Annotated in this window: 25 protein-coding genes and 3 pseudogenes; 16 read left to right on the forward strand and 12 right to left on the reverse strand. The window is 70.9% G+C overall.

All coding sequences use genetic code 11. The features are described 5' to 3' along the window. Window positions 1-16 precede the first annotated feature (16 nt). Window positions 17-379 (reverse strand): annotated as a pseudogene (locus tag CLM62_RS14775) (ATP-dependent DNA ligase); the annotation flags it as partial. Window positions 380-751: 372 nt separating this feature from the next. Here CLM62_RS14775 and CLM62_RS14780 point away from each other — a divergent pair. Together CLM62_RS14780 and CLM62_RS14790 are read left to right on the forward strand one after the other, a co-directional pair. After that, window positions 752-1,471, forward strand: a complete 720-nt coding sequence (locus tag CLM62_RS14780; RefSeq protein WP_257003844.1) for a carboxylesterase family protein — start codon at window positions 752-754, stop codon at window positions 1,469-1,471. A 164-nt stretch (window positions 1,472-1,635) separates the two neighbouring features. Then, the gene (locus tag CLM62_RS14790) at window positions 1,636-2,046 is read left to right on the forward strand and encodes a cyclophilin-like fold protein (RefSeq protein WP_218835595.1); all 411 of its coding nucleotides are present in this window, start codon (window positions 1,636-1,638) and stop codon (window positions 2,044-2,046) included. A gap of 26 nt (window positions 2,047-2,072) precedes the next feature. Here the strand turns inward: CLM62_RS14790 and CLM62_RS14795 are convergent, their stop codons facing one another. After that, complete coding sequence (locus CLM62_RS14795) at window positions 2,073-3,026, reverse strand: AraC family transcriptional regulator (RefSeq protein ID WP_095750327.1); 954 nt, start codon at window positions 3,024-3,026, stop codon at window positions 2,073-2,075. Window positions 3,027-3,154: 128 nt separating this feature from the next. On the opposite strand from CLM62_RS14795, the gene CLM62_RS14800 reads away from it, so the two are divergent. Both CLM62_RS14800 and CLM62_RS14805 read left to right on the forward strand, forming a co-directional pair. Then, complete coding sequence (locus CLM62_RS14800) at window positions 3,155-3,550, forward strand: MmcQ/YjbR family DNA-binding protein (protein ID WP_095750328.1); 396 nt, start codon at window positions 3,155-3,157, stop codon at window positions 3,548-3,550. Then, on the forward strand, window positions 3,547-3,915 hold the full coding sequence (locus CLM62_RS14805; protein ID WP_095750329.1) for an MmcQ/YjbR family DNA-binding protein: 369 nt from the start codon (window positions 3,547-3,549) through the stop codon (window positions 3,913-3,915). Before CLM62_RS14800 ends, CLM62_RS14805 begins: the two co-directional genes overlap by 4 nt. Window positions 3,916-4,309: 394 nt before the next feature. On the opposite strand, the gene CLM62_RS14815 is transcribed toward CLM62_RS14805, so the two are convergent. Together CLM62_RS14815 and CLM62_RS14820 are read right to left on the reverse strand one after the other, a co-directional pair. Next, window positions 4,310-4,912, reverse strand: a complete 603-nt coding sequence (locus CLM62_RS14815; RefSeq protein ID WP_095750330.1) for a DNA polymerase ligase N-terminal domain-containing protein — start codon at window positions 4,910-4,912, stop codon at window positions 4,310-4,312. 43 nt (window positions 4,913-4,955) lie between these two features. Continuing rightward, complete coding sequence (locus CLM62_RS14820; protein WP_095750331.1) at window positions 4,956-5,786, reverse strand: aldo/keto reductase; 831 nt, start codon at window positions 5,784-5,786, stop codon at window positions 4,956-4,958. A gap of 343 nt (window positions 5,787-6,129) precedes the next feature. Between CLM62_RS14820 and CLM62_RS14825 the strand changes: the two genes are divergently transcribed. Further along, on the forward strand, window positions 6,130-7,104 hold the full coding sequence (locus CLM62_RS14825) for a TauD/TfdA family dioxygenase (RefSeq protein WP_095750423.1): 975 nt from the start codon (window positions 6,130-6,132) through the stop codon (window positions 7,102-7,104). A gap of 104 nt (window positions 7,105-7,208) precedes the next feature. On the opposite strand, the gene CLM62_RS14830 is transcribed toward CLM62_RS14825, so the two are convergent. From CLM62_RS14830 to CLM62_RS14850, 5 genes are all read right to left on the reverse strand, one after another. Beyond that, window positions 7,209-8,240, reverse strand: coding sequence for an LLM class flavin-dependent oxidoreductase (locus CLM62_RS14830; protein ID WP_095750332.1), 1,032 nt, complete (start codon window positions 8,238-8,240; stop codon window positions 7,209-7,211). Window positions 8,241-8,337: 97 nt separating this feature from the next. Next, window positions 8,338-9,840 (reverse strand): metallophosphoesterase, encoded by a 1,503-nt coding sequence (locus CLM62_RS14835; RefSeq protein WP_095750333.1) that lies wholly within the window; start codon window positions 9,838-9,840, stop codon window positions 8,338-8,340. A 56-nt stretch (window positions 9,841-9,896) separates the two neighbouring features. Then, complete coding sequence (locus CLM62_RS14840; RefSeq protein WP_095750334.1) at window positions 9,897-10,790, reverse strand: MHYT domain-containing protein; 894 nt, start codon at window positions 10,788-10,790, stop codon at window positions 9,897-9,899. Window positions 10,791-11,003: 213 nt separating this feature from the next. Further along, window positions 11,004-11,759: a dienelactone hydrolase family protein gene (locus CLM62_RS14845; protein ID WP_095750335.1), complete on the reverse strand. Its 756-nt coding sequence runs from the start codon at window positions 11,757-11,759 to the stop codon at window positions 11,004-11,006. Window positions 11,760-11,898: 139 nt separating this feature from the next. Further along, entirely contained in the window at window positions 11,899-12,519 is a 621-nt protein-coding gene (locus CLM62_RS14850) for an L-threonylcarbamoyladenylate synthase (protein ID WP_179382100.1), read from the reverse strand. A 139-nt stretch (window positions 12,520-12,658) separates the two neighbouring features. Here CLM62_RS14850 and CLM62_RS14855 point away from each other — a divergent pair. The 3 genes and pseudogenes from CLM62_RS14855 to CLM62_RS14860 all read left to right on the forward strand — a co-directional run bounded on the left by CLM62_RS14855 (window position 12,659) and on the right by CLM62_RS14860 (window position 15,372). Continuing rightward, window positions 12,659-13,592: pseudogene (locus CLM62_RS14855) on the forward strand (MerR family transcriptional regulator). 56 nt (window positions 13,593-13,648) lie between these two features. Next, a complete protein-coding gene (locus tag CLM62_RS51480; RefSeq protein ID WP_257003845.1) occupies window positions 13,649-13,783 on the forward strand; it encodes a hypothetical protein in 135 nt (44 codons plus the stop codon). 56 nt (window positions 13,784-13,839) lie between these two features. After that, window positions 13,840-15,372: a helix-turn-helix domain-containing protein gene (locus tag CLM62_RS14860; protein ID WP_095750425.1), complete on the forward strand. Its 1,533-nt coding sequence runs from the start codon at window positions 13,840-13,842 to the stop codon at window positions 15,370-15,372. Between the two features lie 125 nt (window positions 15,373-15,497). On the opposite strand, the pseudogene CLM62_RS14865 reads toward CLM62_RS14860, so the two are convergent. Beyond that, window positions 15,498-16,082: pseudogene (locus CLM62_RS14865) on the reverse strand (cytochrome P450); the annotation flags it as partial. Then, entirely contained in the window at window positions 16,022-16,153 is a 132-nt protein-coding gene (locus tag CLM62_RS53040) for a hypothetical protein (RefSeq protein WP_373559143.1), read from the reverse strand. The gene CLM62_RS53040 and the pseudogene CLM62_RS14865, both read right to left, overlap by 61 nt. A gap of 285 nt (window positions 16,154-16,438) precedes the next feature. Between CLM62_RS53040 and CLM62_RS14870 the strand changes: the two genes are divergently transcribed. Continuing rightward, window positions 16,439-16,675: a hypothetical protein gene (locus CLM62_RS14870; RefSeq protein WP_095750336.1), complete on the forward strand. Its 237-nt coding sequence runs from the start codon at window positions 16,439-16,441 to the stop codon at window positions 16,673-16,675. A gap of 148 nt (window positions 16,676-16,823) precedes the next feature. Here the strand turns inward: CLM62_RS14870 and CLM62_RS14875 are convergent, their stop codons facing one another. Beyond that, the gene (locus CLM62_RS14875) at window positions 16,824-17,657 is read right to left on the reverse strand and encodes an SAM-dependent methyltransferase (protein WP_095750337.1); all 834 of its coding nucleotides are present in this window, start codon (window positions 17,655-17,657) and stop codon (window positions 16,824-16,826) included. A 210-nt stretch (window positions 17,658-17,867) separates the two neighbouring features. Between CLM62_RS14875 and CLM62_RS14880 the strand changes: the two genes are divergently transcribed. The 7 genes from CLM62_RS14880 (at window position 17,868) to CLM62_RS14910 (ending at window position 26,580) form a co-directional block, all read left to right on the forward strand. Then, on the forward strand, window positions 17,868-18,203 hold the full coding sequence (locus tag CLM62_RS14880; RefSeq protein WP_095750338.1) for a helix-turn-helix transcriptional regulator: 336 nt from the start codon (window positions 17,868-17,870) through the stop codon (window positions 18,201-18,203). After that, window positions 18,203-18,949: a cation transporter gene (locus CLM62_RS14885; RefSeq protein ID WP_095750339.1), complete on the forward strand. Its 747-nt coding sequence runs from the start codon at window positions 18,203-18,205 to the stop codon at window positions 18,947-18,949. Before CLM62_RS14880 ends, CLM62_RS14885 begins: the two co-directional genes overlap by 1 nt. Window positions 18,950-19,493: 544 nt before the next feature. Beyond that, on the forward strand, window positions 19,494-21,089 hold the full coding sequence (locus CLM62_RS14890) for an NAD(P)-binding domain-containing protein (protein WP_095750340.1): 1,596 nt from the start codon (window positions 19,494-19,496) through the stop codon (window positions 21,087-21,089). 5 nt (window positions 21,090-21,094) lie between these two features. Then, window positions 21,095-22,228, forward strand: a complete 1,134-nt coding sequence (locus CLM62_RS14895) for an alpha-hydroxy acid oxidase (protein ID WP_095750426.1) — start codon at window positions 21,095-21,097, stop codon at window positions 22,226-22,228. Further along, window positions 22,225-23,619 carry a cytochrome P450 gene (locus CLM62_RS14900; protein WP_095750341.1) on the forward strand — a complete coding sequence of 465 codons (1,395 nt, stop codon included), beginning with the start codon at window positions 22,225-22,227 and terminating at the stop codon, window positions 23,617-23,619. Before CLM62_RS14895 ends, CLM62_RS14900 begins: the two co-directional genes overlap by 4 nt. Window positions 23,620-23,632: 13 nt before the next feature. Next, the gene (locus tag CLM62_RS14905; protein ID WP_095750342.1) at window positions 23,633-24,907 is read left to right on the forward strand and encodes a cation:proton antiporter; all 1,275 of its coding nucleotides are present in this window, start codon (window positions 23,633-23,635) and stop codon (window positions 24,905-24,907) included. Next, window positions 24,904-26,580, forward strand: coding sequence for a thiamine pyrophosphate-dependent enzyme (locus CLM62_RS14910; protein ID WP_095750343.1), 1,677 nt, complete (start codon window positions 24,904-24,906; stop codon window positions 26,578-26,580). Before CLM62_RS14905 ends, CLM62_RS14910 begins: the two co-directional genes overlap by 4 nt. Window positions 26,581-26,656 lie beyond the last annotated feature (76 nt).

Below are 26,656 nucleotides of genomic sequence, written 5' to 3' on the forward strand. Positions count from 1 at the left end.
CCGAGGAGCGGCCCGCTCAGGCCGCCGACCGCTCCCGCACCACCTCGCCCGGCTTCTTGTCGTCCCGCAGCCCGAGGAACCGCGGATGACGCAGCATGCCGTCCCGGGTCCACTCGGTGAACGCGATCTGCGCGACCAGCCGCGGCTGCACCCATCGCGCGCCCGCCTCGCGCACCGGACCGTCGAACGGTGACGCGGAGACCCGCAGGCGGTCCAGCCGCCCACACAGATCCAGGAGCGTACGGCGGTCGAACCCGGTGCGGACCTTGCCCGCGTACCGCAGCGTGCCGCCCTGGTGATAGCCGATGAGCAGCGCCCCGAGCCCGACACGGCTGCCGGCCGGCTCGGTGAACCCGCCGACGACGAACTCCTGGCCCTGGGCATCACCAGGGGGTGATCAGGTCGGTGTGGTGGACCTCGTAGTGGATGTGGGCCGGGCGGTAGAGGCTGCGGCCCAGGGCCGCAGCGATCCCCTTCCCGGTGGCGCCGTGCTGTGCCTGCACGGCTGGCTTCCCCTGTCCAAGGTCCACCGGGCGCGCTGACGGCAGGACCTCAGGCCGTCCAGACCGCCGCGGCGGCCTGGCTACGAGAAGGAGGTACAGAGAAGTGTCACCTGATGACCACCGGGTGACTGCTGTCCGCTCGGCGATTTATCGGAGTCCAGGGAATGCTTGGAGAGCGTCACCGCGAGCGATCAGCCGCCGACACGCCGCGCGAAACACCCGAACCGCACCGGAAGGAATCTCCCGCCATGACCGCGACCGCGCCCAGGGCTCCGACTGCACCAGGGGTGCGGTCCTGGTGGGGAATCCCGTTCGCCACCGCCGAGCGATACCGCCGCCCCGTGGTCGCGGATTTCGATCCGGACCGCCCCTATGACCGCAAGGGCGTCGTCTCTGTCCAGCCCGACAGCGGCGACTGGCTCGCAGCGGACAGCGGGATGGGCGAGGACTGCCTGAACCTGAACGTGTGGGCTCCCGAGCAGCCGGCCGGGAGGGAGCTTCCGGTGGCCGTGTACATCCATGGCGGCGGATTCGAGTACGGCGCGAACACGCAGATCACCTCGAACGCCGCCGGTCTCGCCGCGTCGGGGCGCGTGGTGAGCGTGTCGGTCAACTACCGGCTCGGCGCGCTGGGCGCGCTCTCGCTGTCGCAGTACGGCGGGCGGCTCGCCGAGGTCAGCAACCTCGCCCTGCAGGACGTCATCGCCGCGCTTGCCTGGGTCAAGCAGAACATCGCCTCCTTCGGTGGCGACCCCGACGACGTCACCGTCTTCGGCCACAGAGCCGGCGCCTACTCCACCCTCTGGCTGCTCGGGGCCTCCTCCGCGGACGGCCTGTACCGGCGACTGGCCGGGTTTTCCGCCGTCACGGACCGGCCCACCTCGGGAAGTGTCGGCAACCCTCCCTACGAGCCCAGCGCCCACTACCAGGCGGTCCTCGACCTGTTCGAGAACATCGCCCGCCCCTGACGGCCGTCGGACGATACGCAACAGCGCAGGGCCACCACGGGCCGATCACCCGGGTTCCTGCGCCTGGAGCCCCGGCTGGACCTTCCCACGGGGCGAGCACAGTAAGGAGCTCGGCATCAGCCAGCCGACAGCAGGCGGTGACGCTCCCGATGAACCTGGCGTATGTGTCGGCCGCCGACGATCACTCCAACAACACCCCAGAGGGCAGAACCCATATGAGAATCCGACTGACCGCCGGAGAAACCGTCCTCAACGCAACCCTCGACGACAACGCGACGGCACGCGACTTCGCCTCACTGCTTCCGCTGACGCTACAGATGAACGATCTGTTGAAGCGCGAGAAGTACGGTCACCTGCCCCGGTCTCTCGACGCAGGAGGCGAGCCGCAGTCCAGCTACGAGATCGGCAACATCGTCTACTGGTCACCCGGTCCCGACATCGCCATCTTCTATGACCACGACGGCCAGTCCATCCCCGCCCCCGGCATCGTCATCCTCGGCGAAATCGACTCGGGGGCCGATGCTTTCAAGAAGTACGACGGCAGGGTCGACGTCACCATCGAGGCCGTCGACTGAGACCCAGCCGGAAACCACCGAGATCGTCAACCAAGGAGAGGAGGGGGGACGGTCGTGGCCTCGCCGGCCGCGAAGGCGGCCGGGGTGAGGCCGGTGCGGTCGCGGAAGAAGCGGCCGAAGTTCGCGGGGTCACTGAAGCCGAGGTGAACGGCCACAGCCCGGGCGTCCCACCGGGCACCTCCCAGCAGGCGCCGGGCTTCCAGGAGGCGCCGCTCGTCGATGAGTTCACGTACTCCCTTGCCGGTGGCGTCCCGGGCGGCGCGGCTGAGGGTGCGGACCGAGCAGCCGAGCAACTCGGCGTAGTCCGCGGCTTGGTGCAGTTCGCGAAAGTGCAGCTCCAGGGCGTCCAGGAAGCGTCCGTACCTGTCGGCGCGGCCCGTGTCGGCTGTGGCCGTGCCGATGGGGGCGATGCCCGGGGAGTTGGCCAGGCGCAGCAGCAGCGATTCGAGCAGGCTGCGCCGCAGGGCGTGGTGGATGTCGAGGGGGCGGCGGCCGAGTGCTCGGTGTTCGTCCAGGAGCTGGAGTGCCGTCTGCTGGAGCCAGGCGGTGTCGTCGGCGTGCGGGCTGAGCACGGCAGGGGCCTCGTGCCCGGTGAGCGGGGCCAGGAGACGGGCGAGGTCGGGCCGTAGCACGTCCGGTTCGAACAGGATGAACGGGCCGCGGGCCGCGCCGGGCGGATGCCAGCGCTGCGCGTGCCCGGGACGCACCCACAGCCACTGGCCGGGGGCGACGGTCCGCGTGACGTGGTCGACGTCGTGCCGCAGCTCACCCTTGGTGACCGCGATGAGGTAGTGGAAGGTGGCACGGCCCGGACGGGGCGGGTTCCACGGCCAGTCGTCGTGCTGGGCGAAGAAGTCCTCGACGGTACTCACCTCAAGGCCGTACGGAGTACCGACCGGGGGCTGGAAACCGTACAGCGGAACAGCGGCCGGTCCGGCCGCGGTTCCGCTCGGGTCGGGGTGTCGCTTGTCGACCATCACGTGTCCGCAGCCTACTGCTCTCTTTGTCGGCTTCGAGGGAAGGATGGGACGTGCCGCCGCGACCGCGCGCGTGCCCTCCGCGTCCTTCGATGCCGCAGCCCGTCACCACCTGAGGAAGGCAACGCCCCATGAACGGATCGGCCCTGCACAAGATCGCCGCTGACTGTGCCGAGGGACTTCCCGGAACAGCGCTGGAGCATCCCTTCGGCCCCGACTGGGAGGTCTTCAAGGTGCGCGGCAAGGTGTTCATGCTGATGACCGAAGTCCCGGGGCGGCCCGTCGTGATCCTCAAGGCGGACCCCGGCGAGGCACACGTCCTGCGGGAGCAGTACAGCCACATCACCCCCGGCTACCACATGAACAAGAAGCACTGGATCACCCTGGAGAGCGGAGAAGGCGTCGACAAGGAGCTCGTCAGGGAGCTCGTCACCGACTCCTACCGGCTCGTCGTCGCCCACCTGCCCAAGGCCGAGCGGCCTGTCGACCCGCACACCTACGGCACCGGCGCACGGGCGGCCCGGTGAGCGCGGCCGGCGACCGGCTCCAGGACACCGCCCGCCAGGCGGCCCTGGCCCTCCCTCACGTCAGCCACGGTTACCCCTTCACCCCGGGACTCGACGTGTACAAGGTCGCGGGCAAGGTGTTCCTGATCGTCACCGACGACCCGGACGAACAGATCATCACGGTCAAGTGCGAACCCGAACACGCCCGCGCGCAAGTACGCGGCTACGCCTCGATCACACCGGGCCGCTATCTCGACAAACGCCACTGGATCTCACTGGGGCCGGGACCCGGCATCACCGAGCGGCTGGTCACCGACGCGGTCGAGGATTCCTACGACCTGGTCGCCGAGCGGCTGCCGCGACGCGACCGCCCCAGTGCCCGATGAGCGCCGCGAGCTTCCCCGCGAACGGCGAGCCCTCGCTCGTCAGCGTCCCGTGCACCGCTTCAGGCCACCGATGACAAGTGGATCGACTTGCCATTCACCCGTGGGTGCAAGCGTTCGCTCAAAGTCTTCGGACAACGCTCCCCGGCAGTCCAACACTGTCCGATGCAGGCGCCTTGGCCGGGGCAGAGAGGCCGAGTTCGCGATGGACAACGGACAACACAAAACCCTGTCGATAACTTCCGCTCGAAGACCCACTCCCGCCCGGGGAACTCCCGGCGGTCGCTCAGCGTCGCGAGCATCGGCCGCGCGGCGAGCTCCGCGCCCCGAGCCGCTTTCCGCAGCAGCCTCCGCTGCTCGGCCGGGAGCGTGGCCAGGAGTCCGGCGGCCATCCACCTCACTCCTTGGGACCGTCGGCGGCGACCTGGGCGAGGGTACGGCCGGAGCGAACGGAACGGGCCCGATGGGGGTCGGGCGTTCCGTGCCTTCGGGCGCGGCCCTCGGCCTTCTTCACCAGCAGCCAGGACTCGTTCTTCCCGCCGCGGAACCGGGTCAGGGCGTACTCGCCATGCAGCTTCGATCCGTGCAGCCGGAATGTGGCGTGCCCGTGCTCCAGCGACTCCCCGAAGTCGACGGACCGCCCCTTCCGGTCGTGGCTCAGCGACTCGTACGTGCCGTGATCCCAGACGATCACCGTGCCGCCGCCGTACTCGCCCTCCGGGATCACGCCCTCGAACTCCTCGTACTCCAGCGGGTGATCCTCGGTCGGCACGGCGAGCCGCTTGTCGTGGGGATCGTCGGACGGTCCCTTGGGGACCGACCAGGACTTCAGTACGTCGTCGACCTGGAGCCGGAAGTCGAAGTGCATGGTGCCGGCGTCATGGATCTGCACGACGAACCGGGGTTCCTCACCCAAGGAAGCCTGCTGCCCCTTCGGCTCACCGGTCCGGCCGAAGTCACGTTTGCCGCGGTAGTCCCGCAGCCGGTCGTGCTCAGCCACGGTCGCCTCCTTCCTCGACCGCCCCGAGTACCCCCTCAAGGGGTCAGAACTCCTCATGAACCTCCGGATCACCGCCGATACGCCGGTGGGCGCGGTCGGCGATCGCCGTCATCTGCTCGGGGCCCAGTTCGAAGCCGAAGACGTCGAGGTTCTCCCGCTGCCGCTCGGGGTCCCCCGACTTCGGGATGGGGAGCGCGCCGAGCTGGATGTGCCAGCGCAGCACGACCTGGCCGGGCGTCACCCCGTGGGCCTCGGCGACCGTACCGACCACGGGATCGTCCAGCAGCGACGTACCCCGGCCCAGTGGGCTCCAGCTCTCGGTGAGGATGCCCTTGCCGGCGTGGAAGGCGCGCAGCTGGTCCTGCGGGAAGAAGGGGTGCAGCTCGATCTGGTTGACGGCAGGCAGGACCCCGGTCTCCTTCTCCACCCGCTCGATGTGCTCGGCCGTGAAGTTGGAGACGCCGATGGACCGGACGAGGCCCTCCTCGCGCAACTTGATCATGGCCTTCCACGAGTCGACGTACTTGCCGACGCGGGGGAGCGGCCAGTGGATCAGATACAGGTCGACGTACTCCAGGCCCAGGCGGGCGCGGGACTCCTCGAAGGAGGCCAGGGTCTCCTCGTAGCCGTGGTGCCGGCCGGGCAGCTTGGTCGTCACCACGACCTCCTCGCGAGGGACTCCGCTGCCGGCCATGCCACGGCCGACACCGGTCTCGTTGCGGTAGTTCGTCGCCGTGTCGACCAGGCGGTAGCCCGCCTCCAGCGCACTGCGTACGGCCTGCTCGGCTCGCGTGTCGTCCATCGGCCAGGTACCGAGGCCGAGGGCGGGGATCGTCGTGCCGTCATTGAGCGTGTACGTCGGGATGCTGCTCACTGTCGGACCTTCCCTTGACTGTGTCGTACACCCAGCGTCATGGACAGGGTGAGCCTTGATCAACCGGACCGGCGGTCTGCCGTGCGGCTCGGCCACCGCCCGGCGCGAAGAGTTCGAGGAGCGAGCCGTCGACCAGTCCGGCATCCCCGACGGCGTCCTCGTCGACGCCCTGGTCCGCGCCCGCCGGCGGGCCCGTCCACCGACGGACCGCGCCCAAGCCCGTGCGCCCGACACGGAGATGACCGTACGACGCCCTGTCGCCCCGCACAGCGAACGCTGTCACGATCTTCAGAGAGCCGGCACAGACCGAGCCGGTACGGACGGACGGATCATCGGAGCGCGAATGACGACGGACAGGACCGGTGGGGACCGCTCGGAGCAAGCCACGGGCATCGAGGTGAAAGCGGCCGCCGGACACATCGGAGCCGAGATCACCGGCGTCGACCTGGCCGGCGACCTCGACGACGTCGTGGTTGCCGCGATCCGGGCGGCGGTGCTGCGCTGGAAGGTGGTGTTCTTCCGCGGGCAGCGGCTCGACCACGCCGGACACGTGGCGTTCGCCCGCCGCTTCGGCGAACCGGTCGTCCTACGGCGGCGCGGGAGCGCCTCGCCGCGGGACTTCCCGGAGATCGAGACGACCGCCGACCGGCTGGAGCTGGGCGGCAGGTTCGGCATGGAGCACGAAGAGTGGCTGCGACGCCGACGGCACACCCTGCTGCGCGGCTGGCACTGCGACCACGGCGCCCGCATCGACCCGCCGGCCGCGACGATCCTACGCGCCGAGACAGTTCCTCCTTACGGCGGCGACACCACCTGGTCCAACCTGGCGGCCGCGTACGCCGGACTCTCCGGCCCGGTACGGGAGTTCGTGGACGTGCTGCGTGCCGAGCACCGACTGGGCGTCGGCTACCAGCCACGGCCGGGCGACGACGCGTACGTCCGGCATCTGCTGGACCATCAGGTCGCCTCGCTGCACCCGCTGGTGCGCGTCCACCCCGAGACGGGGGAGCGCATCCTGTACGTCAACGGCTACTACGTCGAGCAGATCGCCGACCTCTCCCGGCCCGAGAGCCGGGCGATCCTGGACATGCTGCTGGAGCAGGCGACCCGTCCCGAGTACACGGTTCGGTTCCGCTGGGAGCCGGGCAGCGTGGCCTTCTGGGACAACCGGGCCACCATCCACCTGGCGCCCAGCGACAACGTCCACCTCGACTTCCCCCGGATCATGCATCGGGTGATGCTCGCCGGTGACGTCCCGGTCGGCGTGGACGGCAAGCCGTCGGAGCCGCTCGTCGGGACGGAACCCGGCCGCTGGTGACTCAGAGCCTGTGTCACATCCCCGGCCGGGCACACGCCGTACAGCCTCGGGGGCACCCCCATCGCCGACGTGCGCTGATCCGACCGGGGATATGACCCAGGCTCTCAAGCGACGCCGGGCCGCCAACCCAGCGCCGGCCCCAGCTTCGTCGCCATGTCGGTGAGGATCTGCACGTAGTCCTCGTGCTCGAAGGTGAACGGCAGCGCGAACGCCACCTCCTCGGCCTCGCGGAACGCGGCGTGCGCCTGGAGCCGTTCGGCGATCTCCGCCGACGTGCCGACCAGGTCGGGCGCGAACATCAGCCGCGCCGGACCCTGCGGTGCGGTGGTGCGAGGGGTGCGCTTCGCCGCGTACTCCTCGTACTTCGCGCGCTGTTCGCGCGAGGCGGAGTCGGTGGGGATGACGACCAGGCCCTGGGAGACGCGGGCCTGAGCGCCGTCGGGGTGGGCGGCGCGGAAGGCGCGGATGTGCGACAGCTGGATGTCGGCGAAGTCCGCCGGCCCCTCGGGATCCTCCGCCTTGACGACGCTGCTGGTCAGGAAGTTCATGCCGTGCTCACCGGCCCACCGCGCCGAGCCGATGCTGCCGCCGCCGTACCACAGGCGACGGCCCAGGCCGGGGGAGTGCGGCTGCACCTGGTCCGAGAACACTTCGAACCCCTCGACCCCGCTGAAGTCGGTGGCCGGCTTGCCGCGTACGAAGTCCAGCAACCGCCGCACCCGCTCGTAACCAAAGTCCTCGGCCTCGGCGGTGTCGGGGTACAACGCGCCCTTCACCTGCTCGTAGTGCATCGGCGGGCCCACACTCACCCCCGGGTTCAGGCGGCCACCGGACAGCAGATCGACGGTCGCCAGGTCCTCGGCCAGCCGTAGCGGGTTCTCCCAGCCCAGCGGGATCACCGCGGTGCCGAGCTCGATACGGCTGGTGCGCTGCGAGGCTGCCGCCAGGACGGCGACCGGGGACGAGATGCCGTACTGCAGATGACGGTGGCGGACCCACGCGCTGTCGAAGCCCAGCCGCTCGCCCAGTTCGATGATCTCCAGCGTGGACTCGTGCCCCCGGCGCGGGTCGGCCGCGTCGAACAGGCCGATGGTGAGGAAGCCCAGCTTGCGCAGCGGTCGTGAGGTCGGTGGCATGGGCCCCTCCGTCGTTCGTCGTTCATGTCGTACGGCAGTGCCAACCGGAGGGTGACCAGTGGTGTTCCCCTACCATCCAGGTCAGATACCACCCGGGTCAGACCAGTGGAATGGTGACCTCGTCCTCGACCGGCGGGTCGATCTCCTGGGCGCGGTTGCCGGTCGCCGCATAGCAGCGCAGCCGGACCGTCTCCGGGGTGGCGTCCAGGCGGAGGAAGCACTTGAAGAACGGCGGGCTGTACGTCGCCGAACTCGGGGAGAACAGCTGCGTGTAGATCTTGCGCACGGGAAGCCGGAACCGCGAGGTGCGGTCGGGTCGGCCCCCGGCACCCAGGAGGCTCGCCACGAGACGCGTGCGCCAGGTGACCCGCGCGGGCCCGCCCGGGGTGCGGGTCGGCGGGATGCCCAGCCGCTCGGCGATCACGGTCGTGGCCTCGGCCTCGGTAAGGGTGAAGAAGCGGCGCAGGTGCAGCCGGCGGCCGTAGAGCCTGCTGTAGAAGGCGAGGGAGTCGCCGCGCAGCGGGTAGCAGCGGAAGTCCTTCTCGGTGACGTTCCCGACCGAGATATGGGGGATGGTGTGGGTGGCGTGCATGAACGCACCGCCGCCGCCCGAGACGACGTACTGGATGGTGCGGCCGTCCACCTGCACGGGGTAGCGCTGGTAGTTGTGGATGTCGCCGCCTATCGCCGCGACGTAGTGGTGAGCGGGGTCGCGGACGATGTCGTCGACGGTGCCGCCGCCCTCGATCGCGCAGGGGTGGTGCTCGCCGTCCACGTACAGGGGCGCACCCGTGATGAGGATCTTCGGGCGCGGTCCCTGGGACACCTCGCGCAGCCAGGCGCCCTGTTCGGCGTCGAGCGTGCCCAGCAGACCCGTGTCGATGCCTATGATCCGGACCGGGCCGGAGTCGATGGCCCAGTACGGGCCCGGCTGGACGGCCTGTTGAGCGTTCGAGGAGCGCAACTTCCGGTCCTCGTCGAGGCGTTGGCCGTCGTTCGCGTGCGGCCGGTGCCACAGCAGGGACCGCAGCCAGGCGCGGGAGAGGGGGCGGGACGCGGGCTCGGGGGCCAGGGGCGGGGCGTCGTCGCAGAAGACGCGCATGAAAGCGCCGAGGTCCTCGTACCAGTCGTGGTTGCCGGGTATCGCGTAGATCGGCGCCTGGTAGTCCCGGTACGGCCGGAAGAACTTCGTGCCGTAGTCGTCCGCGCTGCCCACCGGGTAGATCACGTCACTGGCGAGGACGGCGAACCGTGTGTCCTGACCGACCTTCAGAAACCCTGGTACGACGGCGTACTGCGGGTCGTCGCCCTCGCCGGTGTCGCCGATGACCAGGAAGGAGAACCGGTCCGGATCGTCGCGCCGGATCACCTTGTCGGCGGGGGCGCCGGCCGCCGCACGCTGCGCCACCCACCTGGTGCGGGTACGGCCCGTCGGGTCCCCGAACCAGGACGCCACCACGCCGTTGCGGGACACCCACAGCGTCTTCGGGTTGAGCCACGAGAGCTTCTCGACCTTGTGCGGCATCAGCCGCTTGTACGCACCGTGTTCCGCGGTGCCCCAGCCGGCGCCTTCGGCGGTATCGCGTGAAGAGTCAGACACCGGTGCACCGTAACAATGATCCAGACCGGCCGAACCCCCGCCCAGCGAACCGGGGTTCACCAACGGTGGGCGTGCGACGGCGCCCTCGACGGATCCCGCGGAGCCTGTGTGGCGCCCGCCGCGGTCTCGAAGGGGGAGCCGGGCTCCGGCGCGGGCGGCTCGGCGGGTGCGCTTCGGGTGGCACGCCGTGAGGAGGCGGGCGGATTCCGGTCGCCGTCGCCCAGGACCAGCAGCGGGTCGAACATCACCACCACGCCGGCCAGGAGAAGGAAGATGACAGGGCCCAGCAGCATCGGCAGCAGCAGGGAGGTGGGCGAGTCGCCTGCCCAGGTGCCGCCCGTCGTGTCGTGCACATGGACGCTGACGGCGGCCATCCCCGTGTAGTGCATACCGGACACGGCCACGCCCATGACGAGACTGGCTCCTAAGCTGGTCACGAAGCCACGGATCGAGACGGCCGCCCACAGGGCCGCTGTGGCGGCGATGATGGCGATCACCACGGAGAGCGCGACGACCGACGGGGTGTATCGGATGTCGCCGCTCAGGTGCATGGCCGCCATGCCCAGGTAGTGCATCGCGGCGACACCTAACCCGGTGATCACGCCCGCGACGGCCAGCGTGGAGCTGCGGGCGCCGCGATACCCCACGGTGAACACGCCGATGCCGACCACGACGATCGCCACGGCGAGACTGAGCACCGTCAGGCCCACGTCGTAACGGATCCGGGTCTCCTCGACCTGGAAACCGATCATCGCGATGAAGTGCATCGTCCAGATGCCGCAGCCGATCGAGGCCGCGCCGAGCGCCAGCCAGCCGGCCTTCCACGACTGTCCGCCGAGCAGCGTCCGGACGATGCAGCGCAGGCCCAGAGCCCCGCCTAAACACGCCATCAGATAGGCCGCCACAGGGGTTACCGCTCCGTAGCGGAACCCGTCAACTGTGCCTTCCATAGCCAACTCCCCCCGAGTCAAGGCTGATTTCGGGGAAGGTTTACGCGTCAAGCACTTGCAAAGCAAGGGCTTACCGGGGGTAGGAGAAGAACTCTTTCTCCCCAGGGATCGACTCCGGTCACACAAAGGCGAGTTCCAGCCAGACACGCCCTTCGGCGCGTGAAGGTGTGACAGTCTCCTCGGCAGCGTGCCGCGGCGCGCCGTGCCGCCGGGTCAGAACGTGCGCTTCAGGAGATCGAGCAGGGCCTCCCAGTGCCGCTCGTCCGCCGCACGGTCGTACGAGGCGGTGTCGGCCTGCGTGAAACCGTGGTGCGCCCCGGGATAGACCTCGCAGCGGTGCCGGACGCCGGCCCGGGTCAGCGCCTCCTCCAGGCGTTCGATCTGCTCGACGGGCAGCGAGGGATCCTCGTCGGCGTGGCCGAAGTACAACTCGGCGGTGATGTTGCCGGCCACCAGATGCGGGCTGTCCGGCGCGTCGGTCGCCAGGCGCCCACCGTGGAAGCCGGCCGCCGCGGCGACCCGCTCCGGGTAGGTGCCGGCGGTGAGCAGGGAGAGCCGGGCACCCATGCAGTAGCCGGTGAGGGCGACCGGGCCGTCGGCGGCCTCGGCGCGGTCGGCCAGCCAGCCCAGGTAGGCCTTGGCGTCCCGCATCGCGAGCTCCGGCGTCAGCGCCTGCATGATCGGGCGGATCCGCTCGAAGATCTCCGGCCGCGCGCCCGGATCGATGAACTCCGGCAGTTCGACGACGGGGGTACGTCCGTGCCGGTAGAACACGTTGGGCACCAGGACCGTGTATCCGTGCCCGGCCAGCCGGTCCGCCATGGACGTCAGCCGCGGGCGCAGCCCGAAGGCGTCCATGTAGAGCAGGACCGCGGGATGCGGGCCGCCGTCGCCGGGGTGGGCCAGATAGGCGTCGGCGGTGCCGTCCTCGGTGGGGATGTCGACAGCGGTTCCCTGTATGGCGTTCATGTCCGGGGCTGCCTCTCTGCATGGGGGAGTCGGCGAAGGACCTGCCGGGCCGCGTGCGGCGGGGCAGATCGAGATCATGGTGACACGCGACATTCCGGGCGTCGCAGCCGCCCCCCAAACCGCTGCGGGGCCCCTCGGCTCACTCGAACCGTGTCGTGTCGCCCGCCCCCCGCCGTACGATCTCGGCCTCGCCGCCGGAGAAGTCGATGACTGTCGTCGGCTCGGTGCCGCAGTCCCCGGAGTCGACCACCGCGTCCAGGACGTGGTCCAGCCGGTCCTTGATCTCCCAGCCCTGCGTCATCGGCTCCTCCTCGTCGGGCAGGAGCAGGGTGCTGGACAGCAGCGGCTCGCCGAGCTCGGTGAGCAGGGCGTGGGTCACGACGTGATCGGGGATGCGCACGCCGACCGTTTTCTTCTTGGGGTGCTGGAGCATGCGCGGCACCTCCTTCGTCGCGGGCAGGATGAAGGTGTAGCTGCCCGGCGTCGACGCCTTGATCGCGCGGAAGACGTCGTTGTCGACCCGTACGAACTGGCCGAGCTGCGAGAAGTCCTGGCAGACGAGGGTGAAGTGGTGCCGGTCGTCCAGCTTGCGGATCGTACGGATCCGGTCGATGCCGTCACGGCTGCCCAGCCGGCAGCCCAGCGCGTAGCAGGAGTCCGTCGGATACGCGATCAGCGCACCCGACCGGACGCTGTCGGCGACCTGGGCGATGGTGCGGGGCTGGGGATTGTCGGGGTGCACGTCGAAGTACTTCGCCATTCTGCGAGCTTATGCCGTACGGGGGGCGGTGGGCGGGGAGCGCGGGGTGTGGCGCTGCTTGGGGCCGCTCTCGGCCGACTCGACGCCGGGCGGGGGCGCAGACTTGAGTCTCCCCCGGGGGAGACACGAAAGTGAGGTCATGGACGACGCAGACGGCGTGTACTCGATCGGCGAACTGGCCCGACGCACCGGCCTGACGGTGAAGACCATCCGGTTCTACTCCGATCACGGCATCGTTCGGCCGCACACCCGCCGGCTACCGACGCTACGGCCCCGACGCCGTCGCCCGCCTGGCCTTCGTACGGACACTGCGCGAGCTGGATCTCGGCCTCGACACCATCCGGCAGATCCTGGACCGGGAACTGACACTCGGCGAGGTCGCCGCGCGGCACGCCGCGGCGCTGGACGCGCAGATCGGCGTCCTGCGTCTGCGGCGGGCGGTGCTGACGGCGGTGGCCCGACGCCGACCCACCCCCGAGGAGACCCGACGCATGCACGAACTCGCCCGACTCTCCGCAGCGGAACGCCACCGCCTGATCTCAGACTTCCTCGACGCCGTCCTCGCGGACTTCGACGGCGGGCCCGTCCACGCGGCGATCCGCCGCTCCATGACACCGGAACTCCCCGACAGTCCCACGGAAGAGCAGATCGAGGCATGGGTGGAGCTGGCCGAACTCGCCCTGGACCCGGACTTCCGCGCCGGAGTGCGCAGCATGGCCGAGGGCCATCTGGCCGACCTGCCCCCGGGCGGCTCCGCGCCGCCGCGCCCGGACGTCGTCGCGCTCGCCCGCGACCACGCCGGAGCCTGTGTGGCCGGCGGAATCACACCGGATTCCGCCGAGGCCGCTCCGGTCGTCGCGGCACTCACCGCAGCCTGTGCCCGCGCCCTCGACCAGCCCGACGACCCCGGCCTGCACCGACGCCTGCTGCACCGCCTGGACACCGCCAACGACCCACGCACCGACCGGTACTTCGAACTCCTGGCCCTGATCAACGGCTGGCCCCCACCGGAACGCCGCACACCGGCGCTCGACTGGTCGGTGGCGGCACTGCGGGCGAGGGCAGCCCCATGAGCCAACGGTCCCGTCGGCCCGATACGTCGGCCCAGGCATACGTTCCACCCGGGGACATGACCGCCGTACGACTGGAGGCGGCCGCCAGGCCGACGGCTCCCCCGCTCCTCCTGCGGCCATGGAGCCCGGCAGACGCCGCGGACCTCGTCGGCGTGTACCCGGACGACGGGGCGGCCCCCATAGAAGGGTGAGGTAACGTCCCCGAGCGGTACGCGTGGACGATGCGAGGGGCGAGGGGAAGGCCGACGTGGCTGGCCGGGATGGCGGGATCCGTCATACGGAGGTGAAGGACACCGCGGAGACGGCATGGGCGCAGGAGTTGCTCGACCATCTGCGGCCGTCCGGGCGTGACGTGCGCAGGCTCGTCAACTGGCTCGCACACACCGTCCAGGGCACGGCCTGCCTGCAGGACGAAGCCGGCACCCTCCTCGCCGGCCCCCGTATGCCGCTGGACGAGGACCTGGTCGCGGACATCGTCGCCCGACGCATCGCCACCGCCGCGTGGGAAGGACAGGGCCGCCACCTGCGCCTGGTCCGAGTGGAGCTCCCGCAGTCGGCCTCGGCCGGTGTACTCGCCGTGGCCCGCACGACCCCGTTCGACCGGCGCGCCTTCGACATCGTGACGCACACCGCCCAGGTCGTCGAACTCCTGCTGCGGGCGCACGAGACCACCGAGGCCGGACGCCGCCTGCGACGGGCCACGTCCGATCTGCGGCTGGCGATCCTGCAACTGCTCATGGTGGAGGACACCGTCGCGGCACGCCGCGTCGCCGCGGGTCTCTGGCCAGGTCTGCTCGACACCGACACGGCCTGCGTCTACGTACTCGAAGGCACCGCCGAGGAGCGCGACCGGCTCGCCGAGGAGTGCCTCGACGCGACCGAGGAGCGGGCCCTGGTCGTGCGCTGCCCCGCCATGGCCGGGCACGTGATCGTCGTGACGCCCGGCGAGGCCGCGAGCGAGGCACTGCGGTCGCTGATCGACCGGAACCCCGGCACGTTCCTCGGTCGCAGCGTCCCGCAGAGCCTCGCCCGGACCGCCACCGCCTACGGGCAGGCCGTCAGCGCCCTCGCCGTCGCCCACTTCCGGTCGGACAACGCCGCGGTGTACGCCGAACGAACCCACCCCGAACGCCTGATGGACCCCGGCGCGCTCCGCGACTGGACCGCCCGCGTGCTGCGCCCGCTCGACACGCTGCCGCACCACACACGCGCCGAACTCCTCGCCACCACACGGCTCGGCCTGGAGTTCACCGCGGTCAACACGGCGAAGGTCCTCGGCGTGAGCCGCAACACCGTGCGCGCCCGCATGGAGCGCGTCGAAGCCCTGCTGCGCACGGACTTCTCCGACCTGACCGTCCGGGCGGTCGCCCACCTGGCCCTGAACACCCAGGTCGGCCTCGTCGAGGCACCGCCCGAGCCCGACGGCGCGCGCCCGGACCGCGCCCGGCTCGCCGATCTGCTCTCCGGAACGGCCGTACGGTCCTGGGCGCACGACCTGCTGGGCCGGCTGGACCGGGACGCCCGGGACCTGCGCCGGACGCTGCGCACCTGGATCGTCGCCGGAGGCAACTCCGAACGAGCCGCCCAGACGCTTGGCATGCACCCGCAAACCGTGCGGGAGCACGTCCGCAGTGCGGAACCGGTCCTCCAACGCCAGCTCCTCGCCGCGGGCAGCGACCTCTACGAGGTCGTCCTCGCTCATCTGGCCGTCGGTGATCTCGAACCACCCGTCCTCGACCGGACGAAACCGGGCCATCCGGACTCACCTGTGCACGGGTGAGCCCCGGGGGCGGCGCAGCGGGCACCGGTGCGATTCACAACGGTTCCTGCCGGCACGTAAGTTCTAGGCACCGCGGGGGCACGACCGGAACGGGGGACCGGTCGCGCTCCCGCGACGCGGCGCCTTCACCCGCGCAACCGCACGGGGATCTCCTGCCAGCCGAAGGCGATGAAGGACGGCACCTGCCGCAGCTCGCCCTCGGCGACGGCGAGGCGCAGGCCGGGAAAGCGGTCGAACAGCGCGGGCAGCGCGGTGAGGGCCTCCAGCCGAGCCAGCGGCGCTCCGACGCACCGGTGCACGCCGATCCCGAACCCGCAACGTCTCGTCCACGACGGCGTCCCACCCGGTCTCCCCGGACCGCACGGCCGACAGCTGCGTGGGATGCCGGAGCAGGGAGACGACCGCGTTGCCGATGAGGTTGACCGTGGTCTCGAATCCGGCGCCGATCACCAGCAGCAGCGTGTACAGCAGCTCCTCGTCGCTGAGCCGGTCGCCGTCCTCGTCCCGCCGCGGATCAGCTCGGTGGTCAGGTCGTCGCCGGGGTGCTCACCGCGGTGGGCGATGAGCGCGGGCAGCACCGTGCCGATCTGCCGCTGCACGGACGCGGCGTGCTCCGGACTCGGGTCGGAGGTGTCCATGATGGCCGCGATCAGCCGGCCGGTGTCCGCCCGCAACCGGGCAGCTCCACCGGCACGATCGGGCCGAGGGCGCGCAGCCGGGCACTCTCACCGGCGATGTCGGCGCCGAACGGATCGAGGGCGATGCGGTCGGTCATGGTCACGACGGATCTCCTGGCTGGTCGGGGGAGCGAGGGCTCAGCCGCGGCCTGCTCGCGGCGGCGCGGGGGAGCGCTCGCCTCATGGTCCGGTCGGAGCGGCGTGTGCGCCAAGTCCGCGTCGGCGTACGGCTGTTACAGCCTCACAGTGTCGGTGCCACACGGGCGAGCCCATCGGCCGCCGGGTCCGGTCATACGGTCACCAGCCGCACGGTGCTGCCAGGCGGTGTGCCCGGTCGGAGGAGGGGTACTCGGGCCTTCCCGGAACGACAACCGCTGGAGGAGGCCCGAATGACCAGCAGCACGGAGACCGGCGGCGTGACCGGTACGCCGGACAAGGACTACAACCTCATCTGGTACGTGGAGGCGTGCCTGAACAACGCGCTGCGCCTGGAGACCTACATCCAGGACGCGGAGCGCGACAAGGACACCGAGGTCGTCGACCTGTTCCGCAAGGCTCAGGCGGACAGCCGCAAGGGCGCCGAACTGGGCAAGGGGCTCCTGCGCGCGCGGCTCAAGGGCAGCTGACACCGGCTCGCGCCCGAGGCCCGGTCGCCGGGGAACCTCCGGTGCTGGGCCTTGGGCATGCGGTCGTCGGAGGCCACCGTGATGGACACCGGTGGCTCGGTGGACACCCGGCCTTGAGGGGCCACCCTCTGACCGGGGATCCCGGACGTTACCGCTTGCGCCCCACTCCGCAGTAGGCATCGACGGACGCAGCCGGGTCGGCCGGGTTGGCCGAATCACTCGGTCCCGGACGCCACTGTGTGACTCGGACGACGCCGGGATCCACCAGCTCCAGCCCGTCGAAGAACCCGGCGATCTCCGCGACACCGCGCACGTAATACGGCACCGCACCACTCGCGTTGTACGCCGCCGACGCGGCGATCATGCCCTCGCTGGTGGCCGTGCTGTCGCTGATCACCAGGTGGCTTCCCGACGGCAGGCCCGCCATGAGCCGGCGCACCAGTTCGCACGCCTGCTCGTAGTCGGCGACATGGCCCAGCGTGTTGAGGATCATCAGGGCGACCGGCTGGGAAAATTCGAGGGTGCCCGCGGCGGCACGCAGGACAGCCTCCGGGTCGTACAGGTCGGCGTCCAGATAGGCGGTCCTGCCCTCGGGCGTGCTCGTGAGCAGGGCGTTGGCGTGAGCCAGCACGATGGGGTCGTTGTCGACGTACACGATCCGGGCGTCCGGGGCCACGCGTTGCGCCACTTCATGGGTGTTGTCGGCGGTCGGCAGGCCGGTGCCGACGTCCAGGAACTGGCGGATGCCCTGCTCGCCGGCCAGGTGGCGGACGGCCCGTCCGAGGAAGTGCCGGCTCGTGACCGCCACGTCGACGAGGCCGGGGAAGATCTCCTTGATGTGGTCCCCGAGCTCCCGGTCGACCTCGTAGTTGTCCTTGCCGCCGACGAAGTAGTTCCAGAAACGGGCCGAGTGCGGCCTGGTCGTGTCGATCCGGTCGGGTATCCCCGCACCGGCGGTGGTCCGGGTGTTGGCGTCCGACACAGCAAAGCCTCCTGCGCATGGGCGTTGGTGATCAGGACTCCAACCTAGGCGAACGCGCCTACAGCTCACGTGAGTCGGAGATCCCGGTCGACCACACCATGGCGTTTCGGCCAGTCTCTTCGGCCAGTCTCTTCGGCCGGTCCGTGTGCGCATGCCCGGTCCGAACAATCCACGGTTTCCTGAATTCAGGATCTCCTGTACCGTAGCGACGTGCTGACCATCGCCTCCGATATCGACACCCTGACCCGCTTCGGCCGCGCGCTCGCCGACCCGATCCGCTGCCGCATCCTGCTCGCCCTGCGCAAGGCGCCCGCGCATCCGGCCGACCTGGCCGAGGAGTTGCGGATCTCCCGCACCCGGCTGTCGAACCACCTCGCCTGCCTCCGCGACTGTGGCATCGTCGTCGCCGTCCCCGAAGGCCGCCGTATGCGCTACGAACTGGTCGACGCCCGCCTCGGCCACGCCCTGGACGACCTGCTCGGTGCCGTTCTCGCCGTCGAGGCCGACCGCACCTGCGCGGACGCCGAGGAGAAGGGCTGCTGCTGATGGCGACGTCCATATCCCTCGGTCCCACCCCGACCCGCCGCACCCAACTGGCCCGGCGCATACGTCTGTTGGTCGCCGCCACCATCACCTACAACGTCATCGAGGCGATCGTCGCCCTCACCGCCGGCACCCTCGCGTCCTCCACCGCCCTGATCGGCTTCGGCCTGGACTCGGTCATCGAGGTCTCCTCCGCGGCCGCCGTGGCCTGGCAGTTCTCCGCCGCCGACCACGCCGTGCGCGACGCCCGGGAGAAGACTGCCCTGCGCATCATCGCGCTGTCCTTCTTCACCCTCGCCGCCTACGTCACCGTGGACTCCGTCCGGGCCCTGACCGGCACCGGCGAGGCGCAGCACTCCACGCCCGGCATCGTGCTGGCGGCCCTGTCCCTGGCGGTCATGCCGTTCCTGTCCGCCGCCCAGCGCCGCGCCGGACGCGAACTCGGCTCCGCCTCCGCGGTGGCCGACTCCCAGCAGACCCTGCTGTGCACCTACCTGTCGGCCGTCCTCCTGATCGGCCTGCTCGCCAACTCCCTGCTGGGCTGGAGCTGGGCCGACCCGATCGCAGCCCTCGTGATCGCCGCCGTCGCGATCAAGGAAGGTCGCGCTGCATGGCGTGGCGACCACTGCTGCGCGGTACCGGTCGCAGGCGTCGAGGCGGCCGACAAGGCAGACGAGGCACAGGGCGGCTGTGGCTGCGGTCCCAACTGCTCCTGCTGCGCCCCGGCGAAGGGCGTGGGCGCCCGGTGAGCGTGGGCGCCCGGTGAGCGTGGGCGCCTGGTGAGCGTGGGCGCCCGGTGAGGGCCGGTCGGCACCTGTCGAATCCCTGTCATCTCTGAGGCACTGTTGCCCCCGCCTGTCACACGTCACTACCGTGCTCGTTGAGATTTCAATGGGAAATCCAAGGGAAGGGCCTGTCATGCCCCTGCCAGAACGCGCGGATGTGCCGTCCCCGGCCGCCACTGCGAACGCTTCCCGAACCTCTCCTCTCGTGCGTGCGGTGCGGCCGTACCTGCCAGTTGGCTGACGTGTCCCGGCCCACCCCCGCATCCCGGCACGGGTCCCCGGATCCGCGCCAATCAACAGAGGCAGGCACGCGTCACCCACCACGGTGACCGGACGCGTCCACCCTCGCGTCCCCCTGTGGTCCCCACCGGGCAGGCATTCGCGCCGCGCTCGTCGCCCGTGCAGGACATCGTCCGCCGCTTCACGCGTTCACGCACCATGCCCTTCCACGTCTCACCCCCCACCGGCCCCGGGCCCGCCCCCCCGCCCGGAGCAGAAGGAGAGACCCGTGAACTCCACGCACAGCGAGCCCCTCGACCACCTCGTGATCGGCGCCGGCCCCGCCGGGCTCCAGCTCGGGCAGTTACTCCAGGAGGCCGGGCACGGATACCGGATCCTGGAGAGCGGCCAGGCGCCCGGCACCTTCTTCCGTACCTTTCCCCGCCACCGCAAGCTGATCTCCATCAACAAGGTGTACAACGGCACCGACGATCCCGAGTTGAACCTGCGGATGGACTGGAACTCCCTGCTGTCCCCGGACGACCGGCTGCTGTTCTCCCGTTACAGCAAGCGCTACTTCCCGCACGCCGACGACCTGGTGCGCTATCTCGCCGACTTCGCCGAGGCGTTCAAGCTGGACATCGCCTACGACACCCGGGCGGAGCGGATCCGGCGCGATGCCGACGGCGCATTCGTCGTCACCGACCAGCACGGGCAGGAACATCGCGGCCGCCGGCTGATCATGGCCACCGGGCTGACCCGGCCCAACACCCCGGACATCCCCGGTATCGAGACCGCCGAGGACTACTCCGTCGTATCCGTGGATCCCGAGGAGTTCACCGACCAGCGCGTCCTGATCATCGGCAAGGGCAACTCCGCGCTGGAGACCGCGGACAACCTCGTCGAGACCGCCGCGGTGATCCATGTCGCCGGCCCGCACTCCATACGGATGGCATGGAACACCCATTACGTCGGCCATCTGCGTGCGGTCAACAACAACTTCCTCGACACCTACCAGCTCAAGTCGCAGAACGCCCTGCTGGACGGCCAAGTGCTGTCGATCGGGAAGGATCCCGCCGACGGCATGTACCGGGTCCGCTTCAGCTTCTCCCGCGCCGACGAGGTCGTGAAGGAGCTGCGCTACGACCGGGTCGTCGTGTGCACCGGCTTCCGCTTCGACGCCTCGGTGTTCGACCCGGAGTGCCGACCCGACCTGGTCATCGACGACCGCTTCGCCGCCCTCTCCCCGGCCTACGAGTCGGTGAACGTGCCCGGCCTGTACTTCGCGGGCACCCTGATGCAGCAGCGGGACTTCAAGAAGTCCACCGGCGGCTTCATCCACGGATTCCGCTACGCCGTACGCGCTCTGAGCCGCATCCTCGACGAGCGCCACCACGACCGGCCCTGGCCGCGGCAGCCACTGGACGCGTCCCCGTCGGCGCTGGCGGACGCCGTGGTGGCCCGGGTCAACCGCAGCTCGGCGCTGTGGCAGCAGTTCGGCGTGATCGGGGACCTGATCGTCACGGCACCGGGCGAACCGGCCCGTTACCACGAGGAAGTCCCGGTCGCGTACGCCCACGAGAGCGAACTCACCGAGAGCGGCGACTACTTCACCATCACCCTCGAGTACGGGCCCGACCACGACAAGGTCGACCCCTTCGACATCACGGTGCGCCGCACCGCCCAGAACTCGGTCGACGACGCCTTCGACGCGGCCTATCTGCACCCGGTGATCCGCCACTTCGTTGGCGGCGAGCTGCTGGGTACCCATCACATGGCGGAGAACCTCGAGAACGAGTGGGACCACCCGGAGGTCCACCAGGCCCCGCTCGCCGAGTTCTTCGCCCGTGAGTCGGCCCGCCGGCCGAGCCCCGCCGGGCGGTGAGCGGCGTGCAGTACACCGTCCACGACTTCGAGACCGCGGCGCGCGTCAAACTCGACCCGGTGTACGCCGACTTCATCGCCGGCGGGGCACGGGACGAGATCACCGTACGGGCCAACGAGGCGGCGTTCGGGCGGTTGCAGCTGCTGCCCCGGGTGCTGCGGGGCAGTGCTGTACGGGAGCTGGACATCACCCTGCTCGGCAGCCGTGCGCGACTGCCGGTCCTGCTCTCCCCGACCGCCTTCCACAAACTGGTCGATCCGGAAGGGGAGCTGGCGACCGCGCGTGCCGCGGCCGCCGCCGGAGCGATCATGATCGTGAGCATGGCGTCCACGGTGGCGGTGGGCGAGATCGCCGACGCGGTCCGCGCGACCGACGACGACGTACCGCTGTGGTTCCAGCTCTACATCCAGCCCGACCTGGAGCTCACCGAGGCGCTGGTACGGCGGGCCACCGACGCCGGATGCACGGCCCTGGTGGTCACCGTGGACTCCCCGGTGCTGGGCGCCGGCGAACGCAACCGGCGCAACGGCTTCCACGACCTGCCGCCCGGACTGCGCTGCGAGAACCTGGTGGACCTGCGCGACGGTGAGCACGGGCACGTACGGCAGATCGCCATGTCCCCGGAGCTGAACTGGGAGCACATCACCTGGCTGCGTGGCGTGACGAACCTGCCGATCCTGCTCAAGGGCGTGCTGCATCCCGAGGACGCCCGGCTCGCGGTCCGGTACGGCGTCGACGGGCTGATGCTGTCCAACCACGGCGGCCGCCAACTCGACACCGTCCCCTCCACCTTGGAACTGCTGCCCGAGATCCTCGCCGCCGTCGCGGGCCGTATCCCGGTCGTGCTGGACGGCGGCATCCGGCGCGGCACCGACGCGGTCAAGGCGCTGGCGCTCGGCGCTTCCGCCGTGGGCATCGGCCGGCCCGTGATGTGGGCCCTGGCCGAGGGCGGCGAGAAGGGCGTACGGCGGCTGCTGGAGCTGCTGCGGGAGGAGCTCGACGACACGATGGCCCTCTGCGGGGCGTCCGGGCTCGCCGACCTGACGCCCGATCTGGTGCGGGTGCCCGCCTGGGGGCCCGCACCGGGCCCGGCCGTGGTGCCGGGAGCGGACAACCGATTCGGTGGGGTGGTCGCGTGAGCCCCACCGGATGGCTGATCACCGCTGCGACCGTGGCCCTGGGGGCCGGTCTGCCGTACTGGCTGCCCAGAGCGGTGATCGCGCTGCGGGTGCGTATCTTCGCCTGGGTTGGCGGCGAGGAGGGCATCCGGGCGCCGGGCCGGGAGGTGCCCGCCGAGGAGTTCAAGAAGGTGTACGGGCATCCGGCGGCCAACGGCCGCAGCCGGGGCGCCGCGTTGTCCGACCTGTTCTGGTACTGGCTGTCGCCCGGCCCGGAGGTGCACCAGGAACACCTGGAGCCCGGACCGCGCTACGACGACGTGGCCAGGACCACGCGGCAGATCCTGGCCGGACTCTCCCGGGAACAGTGGACGGAGCTCGTCGGCCGCTGCACCCGGCGGGTGCTCGACGAACTCCCCGACGACACGCGGGTGCACCGGGTCAGACTGCGCGACCTGATGATGCCCGTCTGGGCCGAGGTCTACTACGAGGTCGTCTTCCGCGCCCCCTGCCCGCGCTCCGTGCGGGACCTGATCACCGGCAACGCGAACGACGTCGTCAGCGCCCTGAAGTGCACCAGCCTGCGCCACATGGACCGGCGGGCCCGGCTCACCGCCCACCTGCGGGACCGGCTCGCCCACGACCCTCCGCCCGTGCCGCTGCCGTCCTCGCTCTCCGAGCGGGAGCAGGCGTTCTACTTGCAGGGCACGTTCTTCAACACGGCCGTGGTGCAGATGTCGGAGGCGATGGCCCATCTGCTGCTGGCCCTCGCCACGCACCGGCCGGTCCAGGACCGTCTGGCGGCCGGCGAGGCGGACCCGGACTTCCTGGACGGGGTCATCAACGAGACGCTGCAGCACTTCCCGCTGTTCGGCGTGGCCCACCGGATCACCTCGGGGGAGATCCCCCGGGACGGACGGAAGCCCATCCCTGCCGGTTCGGTGCTGCTGTTCAACTACCCCGAGTACCAGGGGTCCGGCGGAGATCCGTTCGACCCGGACCGGTGGCTGGATCCCGACACCAGGCCGTCCGCCTTCATCCCGTTCGGGGTGACCGCCAACCGTCCCTGCCCCGCCCGCGGCTTCGCCGTCCTCACCATGCGGGTCGCGGCCGAGGAGACGCTACGGCGGTTCCGGCTGGAGTCCTCGGCGGAGCACACCCGGTCGCTGCCCAGCCGTGGCCCCTGCCTGCTCGTCCCGCGCACCGGCGCGACGGAGTGGACCCCGGCCCGTCGGCGGACCCGGCTCGCGGCGATGCGGCTGGCCGACCGCTGGGAGGGAGTCGGACGCAGCGTCGTCCAACTCGTCCTCGGCAGCTACATGGTGTGGGACGCCCGGCGCCAGGGACTGTGCCGGAACCACTTCGCCGCCTCGTCCGGCGGTTCCGCCCCCTCCGTCGCCGCCGGCCGTTGAGAGGAACGAGACCATGAATCCCGTGGAGCTCGCTCCCGCCTTCTTCCTGGCCGTCGTCGTGATTCTGCTGACGTGCCGTCTGGTCGTCCTGGTGGCGGGCCGCTTCGGCCAGCCGCCCGTGGTCGGCGAGATGATCGCCGGCGTGCTGCTCGGACCCTCACTGTTCGGGCTCATCGCCCCCGGCGTCTCCGCCGAGGTCTTCCCGCCGGAACTGAAACCGGTGCTGTACGTGGCCGGGCAGATCGGTCTGGTGACCCTGATGTTCGCCGCCGGATACGAGTTCCGGGCGCACGCCGGACGCGGGCTGGCCGGCACCGCCGTCGCGGTCTCCTCGGCCGGGGTGGCGATTCCGCTGGCGCTGGGCGTCGGCCTGACCCTCGTGGCCCACGGCCACGTCGGCATCTTCGTCGACGGCGTCTCGGTATGGGTGACGGCGGCCTTCGTCGGCGTCGCCCTGGCCATCACCGCCTTCCCGATGCTGGCCAGGATCATCACCGAACGGGGGCTGGCCGGCTCCCGGTTCGGCTCCCTCGCCCTGGCGTCCGGGGCCACCGACGACGCCGTCGCCTGGATCATGCTCGCCGGGGTGCTGAGCGCGGCCTCCGGCGAGGTGGAACCCGTCCTGACGGCGGTCGGCGGCTCCCTGCTGTTCGTGGCCGTACTGTTCCTGCTGGGACGCCGCCTGCTGGCGTGGATCGTGAACCGGCCCGGCCTCGGCGACGACACCCGCCTGCTGTTCACCGTCGCCGTGCTGTTCTGCGCCGCCTGGTTCACCGACATCATCGACCTGTACGCCGTGTTCGGGGCGTTCTGCGTCGGGATGGCCATGCCGCGCGGCGAGGCGTCCGAACGCCTAGTGCGCACGACCCAGTCCGTCACCCAGGTCGTGTTCGTCCCGATGTTCTTCACCTACTCCGGCCTCAACACCCGGTTCGACGTGTTCTCCGACCCCTCGGTGATGGCGTTCGGCGCGGCCGCGGTCGTCCTGGCGGTGGCCGGCAAGTTCGGCGGCTGCTGGGCCGCCGCCCGGCTGCGCGGTGAACCCGGCCCGGTGGCCGTCCGGGTCGGCGCCCTGATGAACGCCCGCGGGCTGATGCAGCTGATCGCGCTGAATATCGGGCTGTCGGCCGGCATCGTCAGCGAGGAACTGTTCACCGCGCTGGTCCTCGTCGCCCTGGTCACCACGATCATGACCGTGCCGGTACTGAGCTGGCTGGACCGCCGGGACGCCCGATCGCCGGCGACCGAGGAACCGGCACTTCAAGGCGAGAAGGCGGCGGCGAGGTGACGCCGAGCGGGGCCGAGGCGCTGGTCGGCCAGCTGGAGCGGGAGGGCGTCCGCCATGTCTTCGGCGTGCCGGGCGTCCAGCTCGACCACGTCCTGGACGCTCTCGCCCGCGCCCGGGCAGCCGGAGGCCCGATCGAGTACATCGCCGCCCGGCACGAACAGGGCGCGGCCCACATGGCGGAGGCGTACGCGCGCACCAGCGGGCGGCCCGGCGTCTGCCTGGTGGTCCCCGGCCCCGGTGTGCTCAACGCCCTGCCCGCCGTGGCCACCGGGTACGCCTGCTCGTCGCCGATGCTGTGCGTGGCGGCCGACATCCCCTCACCGCTCGCCGGCCGGGGCCTGGGCATGCTGCACGAACTGCCCGACCAGGACGGCGTCCTGGCCTCGGTCACCAAATGGTCGGCGCGGGCCGAGACACCGGCCGGGATCCCCGGTCTCGTGCACGAGGCGATACGGCAGTCGCGGTCCGGCCGCCCGAGACCGGTGGGCCTGACGATCCCGACGGACGTGCTGACCGCGCGGGCGGAGACGGCCCCGGTGCCTGCCGGGCGGGCACCGGACCGCGATCGGGTGTCCGGGCCGCCGGAGCAGGACGTCCTGCCGGAGATCGCCGCAGTGCTACGGACCGCCCGCCGCCCCTTGATCCACGCCGGCGGGGGAGTCCTCGCCTCGCGGGCCGGTGCCGCCCTGACCGCCCTGGCCGAGGAACTGTCCGCCCCGGTCGTCATGAGCCGCAACGCGGGCGGCGCGGTACCGGCGCACCACGCCCTCGCCTTCCCCAGCCTCGCCGCACCCCGGCTGCTGCCCTCCGCGGACGCGGTCCTGGTCGTCGGCAGCCGCTTCCTGACCCCACGCGGCACGGCCCTCCCAACCGCACCGGAAGCGGCCGTCGCCCTGGTCAACGCGGACCCCGCCGACCTGGGACCGCCCCGCAGGGCCGACCTCACCCTGTGCGCCGACGCCCGGACGGCGCTGGAGAAACTGCGGGCCGAACTGACCGCCGCACCGGAACCCCGGGCTGGGCGGGAGTCCGGATGGCCGCCGGGCGAGCTGGCCGACGTACGCGCCTGGTGCGCGCGAAAGGTCGAGAGTGTCGAACCCCAGTGGTCGTACGTCCGCGCCCTGCGCGAGGCGATCCCGGACGACGGTTTCCTGGTCAACGAGCTGACCCAGGTGGGCTATCTGGCCGCCGTCGGCTACCCCGTCCACCACCCCGGGACCTTCCTCACCCCCGGCTACCAGGGCACCCTGGGCTACGGCTACCCGTCGGCGCTGGGTGTCAAGGTGGGGAACCCGGACCGGGCGGTCGTCTCCGTCAACGGCGACGGCGGGTTCTGCTGGAACATGCAGGAACTGGCGACCGCCCGCAAGTACGGCATCGCGGTGACCGCGGTCGTCTTCAACGACAACGCCTACGGCAACGTCCGGCGGATCCAGGCGGACGAGTTCGAGGGCCGGTTCATCGGCAGCGACCTGGCCAGCCCCGACTTCGTACGGCTGGCGGAGTCGTTCTCGGTACCAGCCGTACGGGCCGAGACCCCGGCCCGGCTCGCCGGAGCCCTCAAGGAATGCCTCGGCGAACCCGGCCCCTCCCTGATCGAGGTACCGGTGACTGAGATGCCCAGCGTGTGGCCACTGCTGCTCGGTGGCTCACCCGGATCGGTCCGGGACTGACACCTCATGTCCGGGCGCATCGGCACCGCGCTGCCACCTCACCTCCTCGGGTGGGCACCCAACTGGGGCGGACAAC

Origin of the sequence: Streptomyces sp. SA15, from assembly GCF_002291145.1 — a bacterium.
Lineage (GTDB): Bacteria > Actinomycetota > Actinomycetes > Streptomycetales > Streptomycetaceae > Streptomyces.

Excerpts from the sequence above, each read along its gene's own strand:
- CLM62_RS14780 (WP_257003844.1), top strand. The coding sequence starts at position 752 with ATGACCGCGACCGCGCCCAGGGCTCCGACTGCACCAGGGGTGCGGTCC.
- CLM62_RS14800 (WP_095750328.1), top strand. The coding sequence starts at position 3,155 with ATGAACGGATCGGCCCTGCACAAGATCGCCGCTGACTGTGCCGAGGGA.
- CLM62_RS14825 (WP_095750423.1), top strand. The coding sequence starts at position 6,130 with ATGACGACGGACAGGACCGGTGGGGACCGCTCGGAGCAAGCCACGGGC.
- CLM62_RS14830 (WP_095750332.1), bottom strand. The coding sequence starts at position 8,240 with ATGCCACCGACCTCACGACCGCTGCGCAAGCTGGGCTTCCTCACCATC.
- CLM62_RS14840 (WP_095750334.1), bottom strand. The coding sequence starts at position 10,790 with ATGGAAGGCACAGTTGACGGGTTCCGCTACGGAGCGGTAACCCCTGTG.
- CLM62_RS14845 (WP_095750335.1), bottom strand. The coding sequence starts at position 11,759 with ATGAACGCCATACAGGGAACCGCTGTCGACATCCCCACCGAGGACGGC.
- CLM62_RS14850 (WP_179382100.1), bottom strand. The coding sequence starts at position 12,519 with ATGGCGAAGTACTTCGACGTGCACCCCGACAATCCCCAGCCCCGCACC.
- CLM62_RS51480 (WP_257003845.1), top strand. The coding sequence starts at position 13,649 with ATGACCGCCGTACGACTGGAGGCGGCCGCCAGGCCGACGGCTCCCCCG.
- CLM62_RS14870 (WP_095750336.1), top strand. The coding sequence starts at position 16,439 with ATGACCAGCAGCACGGAGACCGGCGGCGTGACCGGTACGCCGGACAAG.
- CLM62_RS14885 (WP_095750339.1), top strand. The coding sequence starts at position 18,203 with ATGGCGACGTCCATATCCCTCGGTCCCACCCCGACCCGCCGCACCCAA.
- CLM62_RS14905 (WP_095750342.1), top strand. The coding sequence starts at position 23,633 with ATGAATCCCGTGGAGCTCGCTCCCGCCTTCTTCCTGGCCGTCGTCGTG.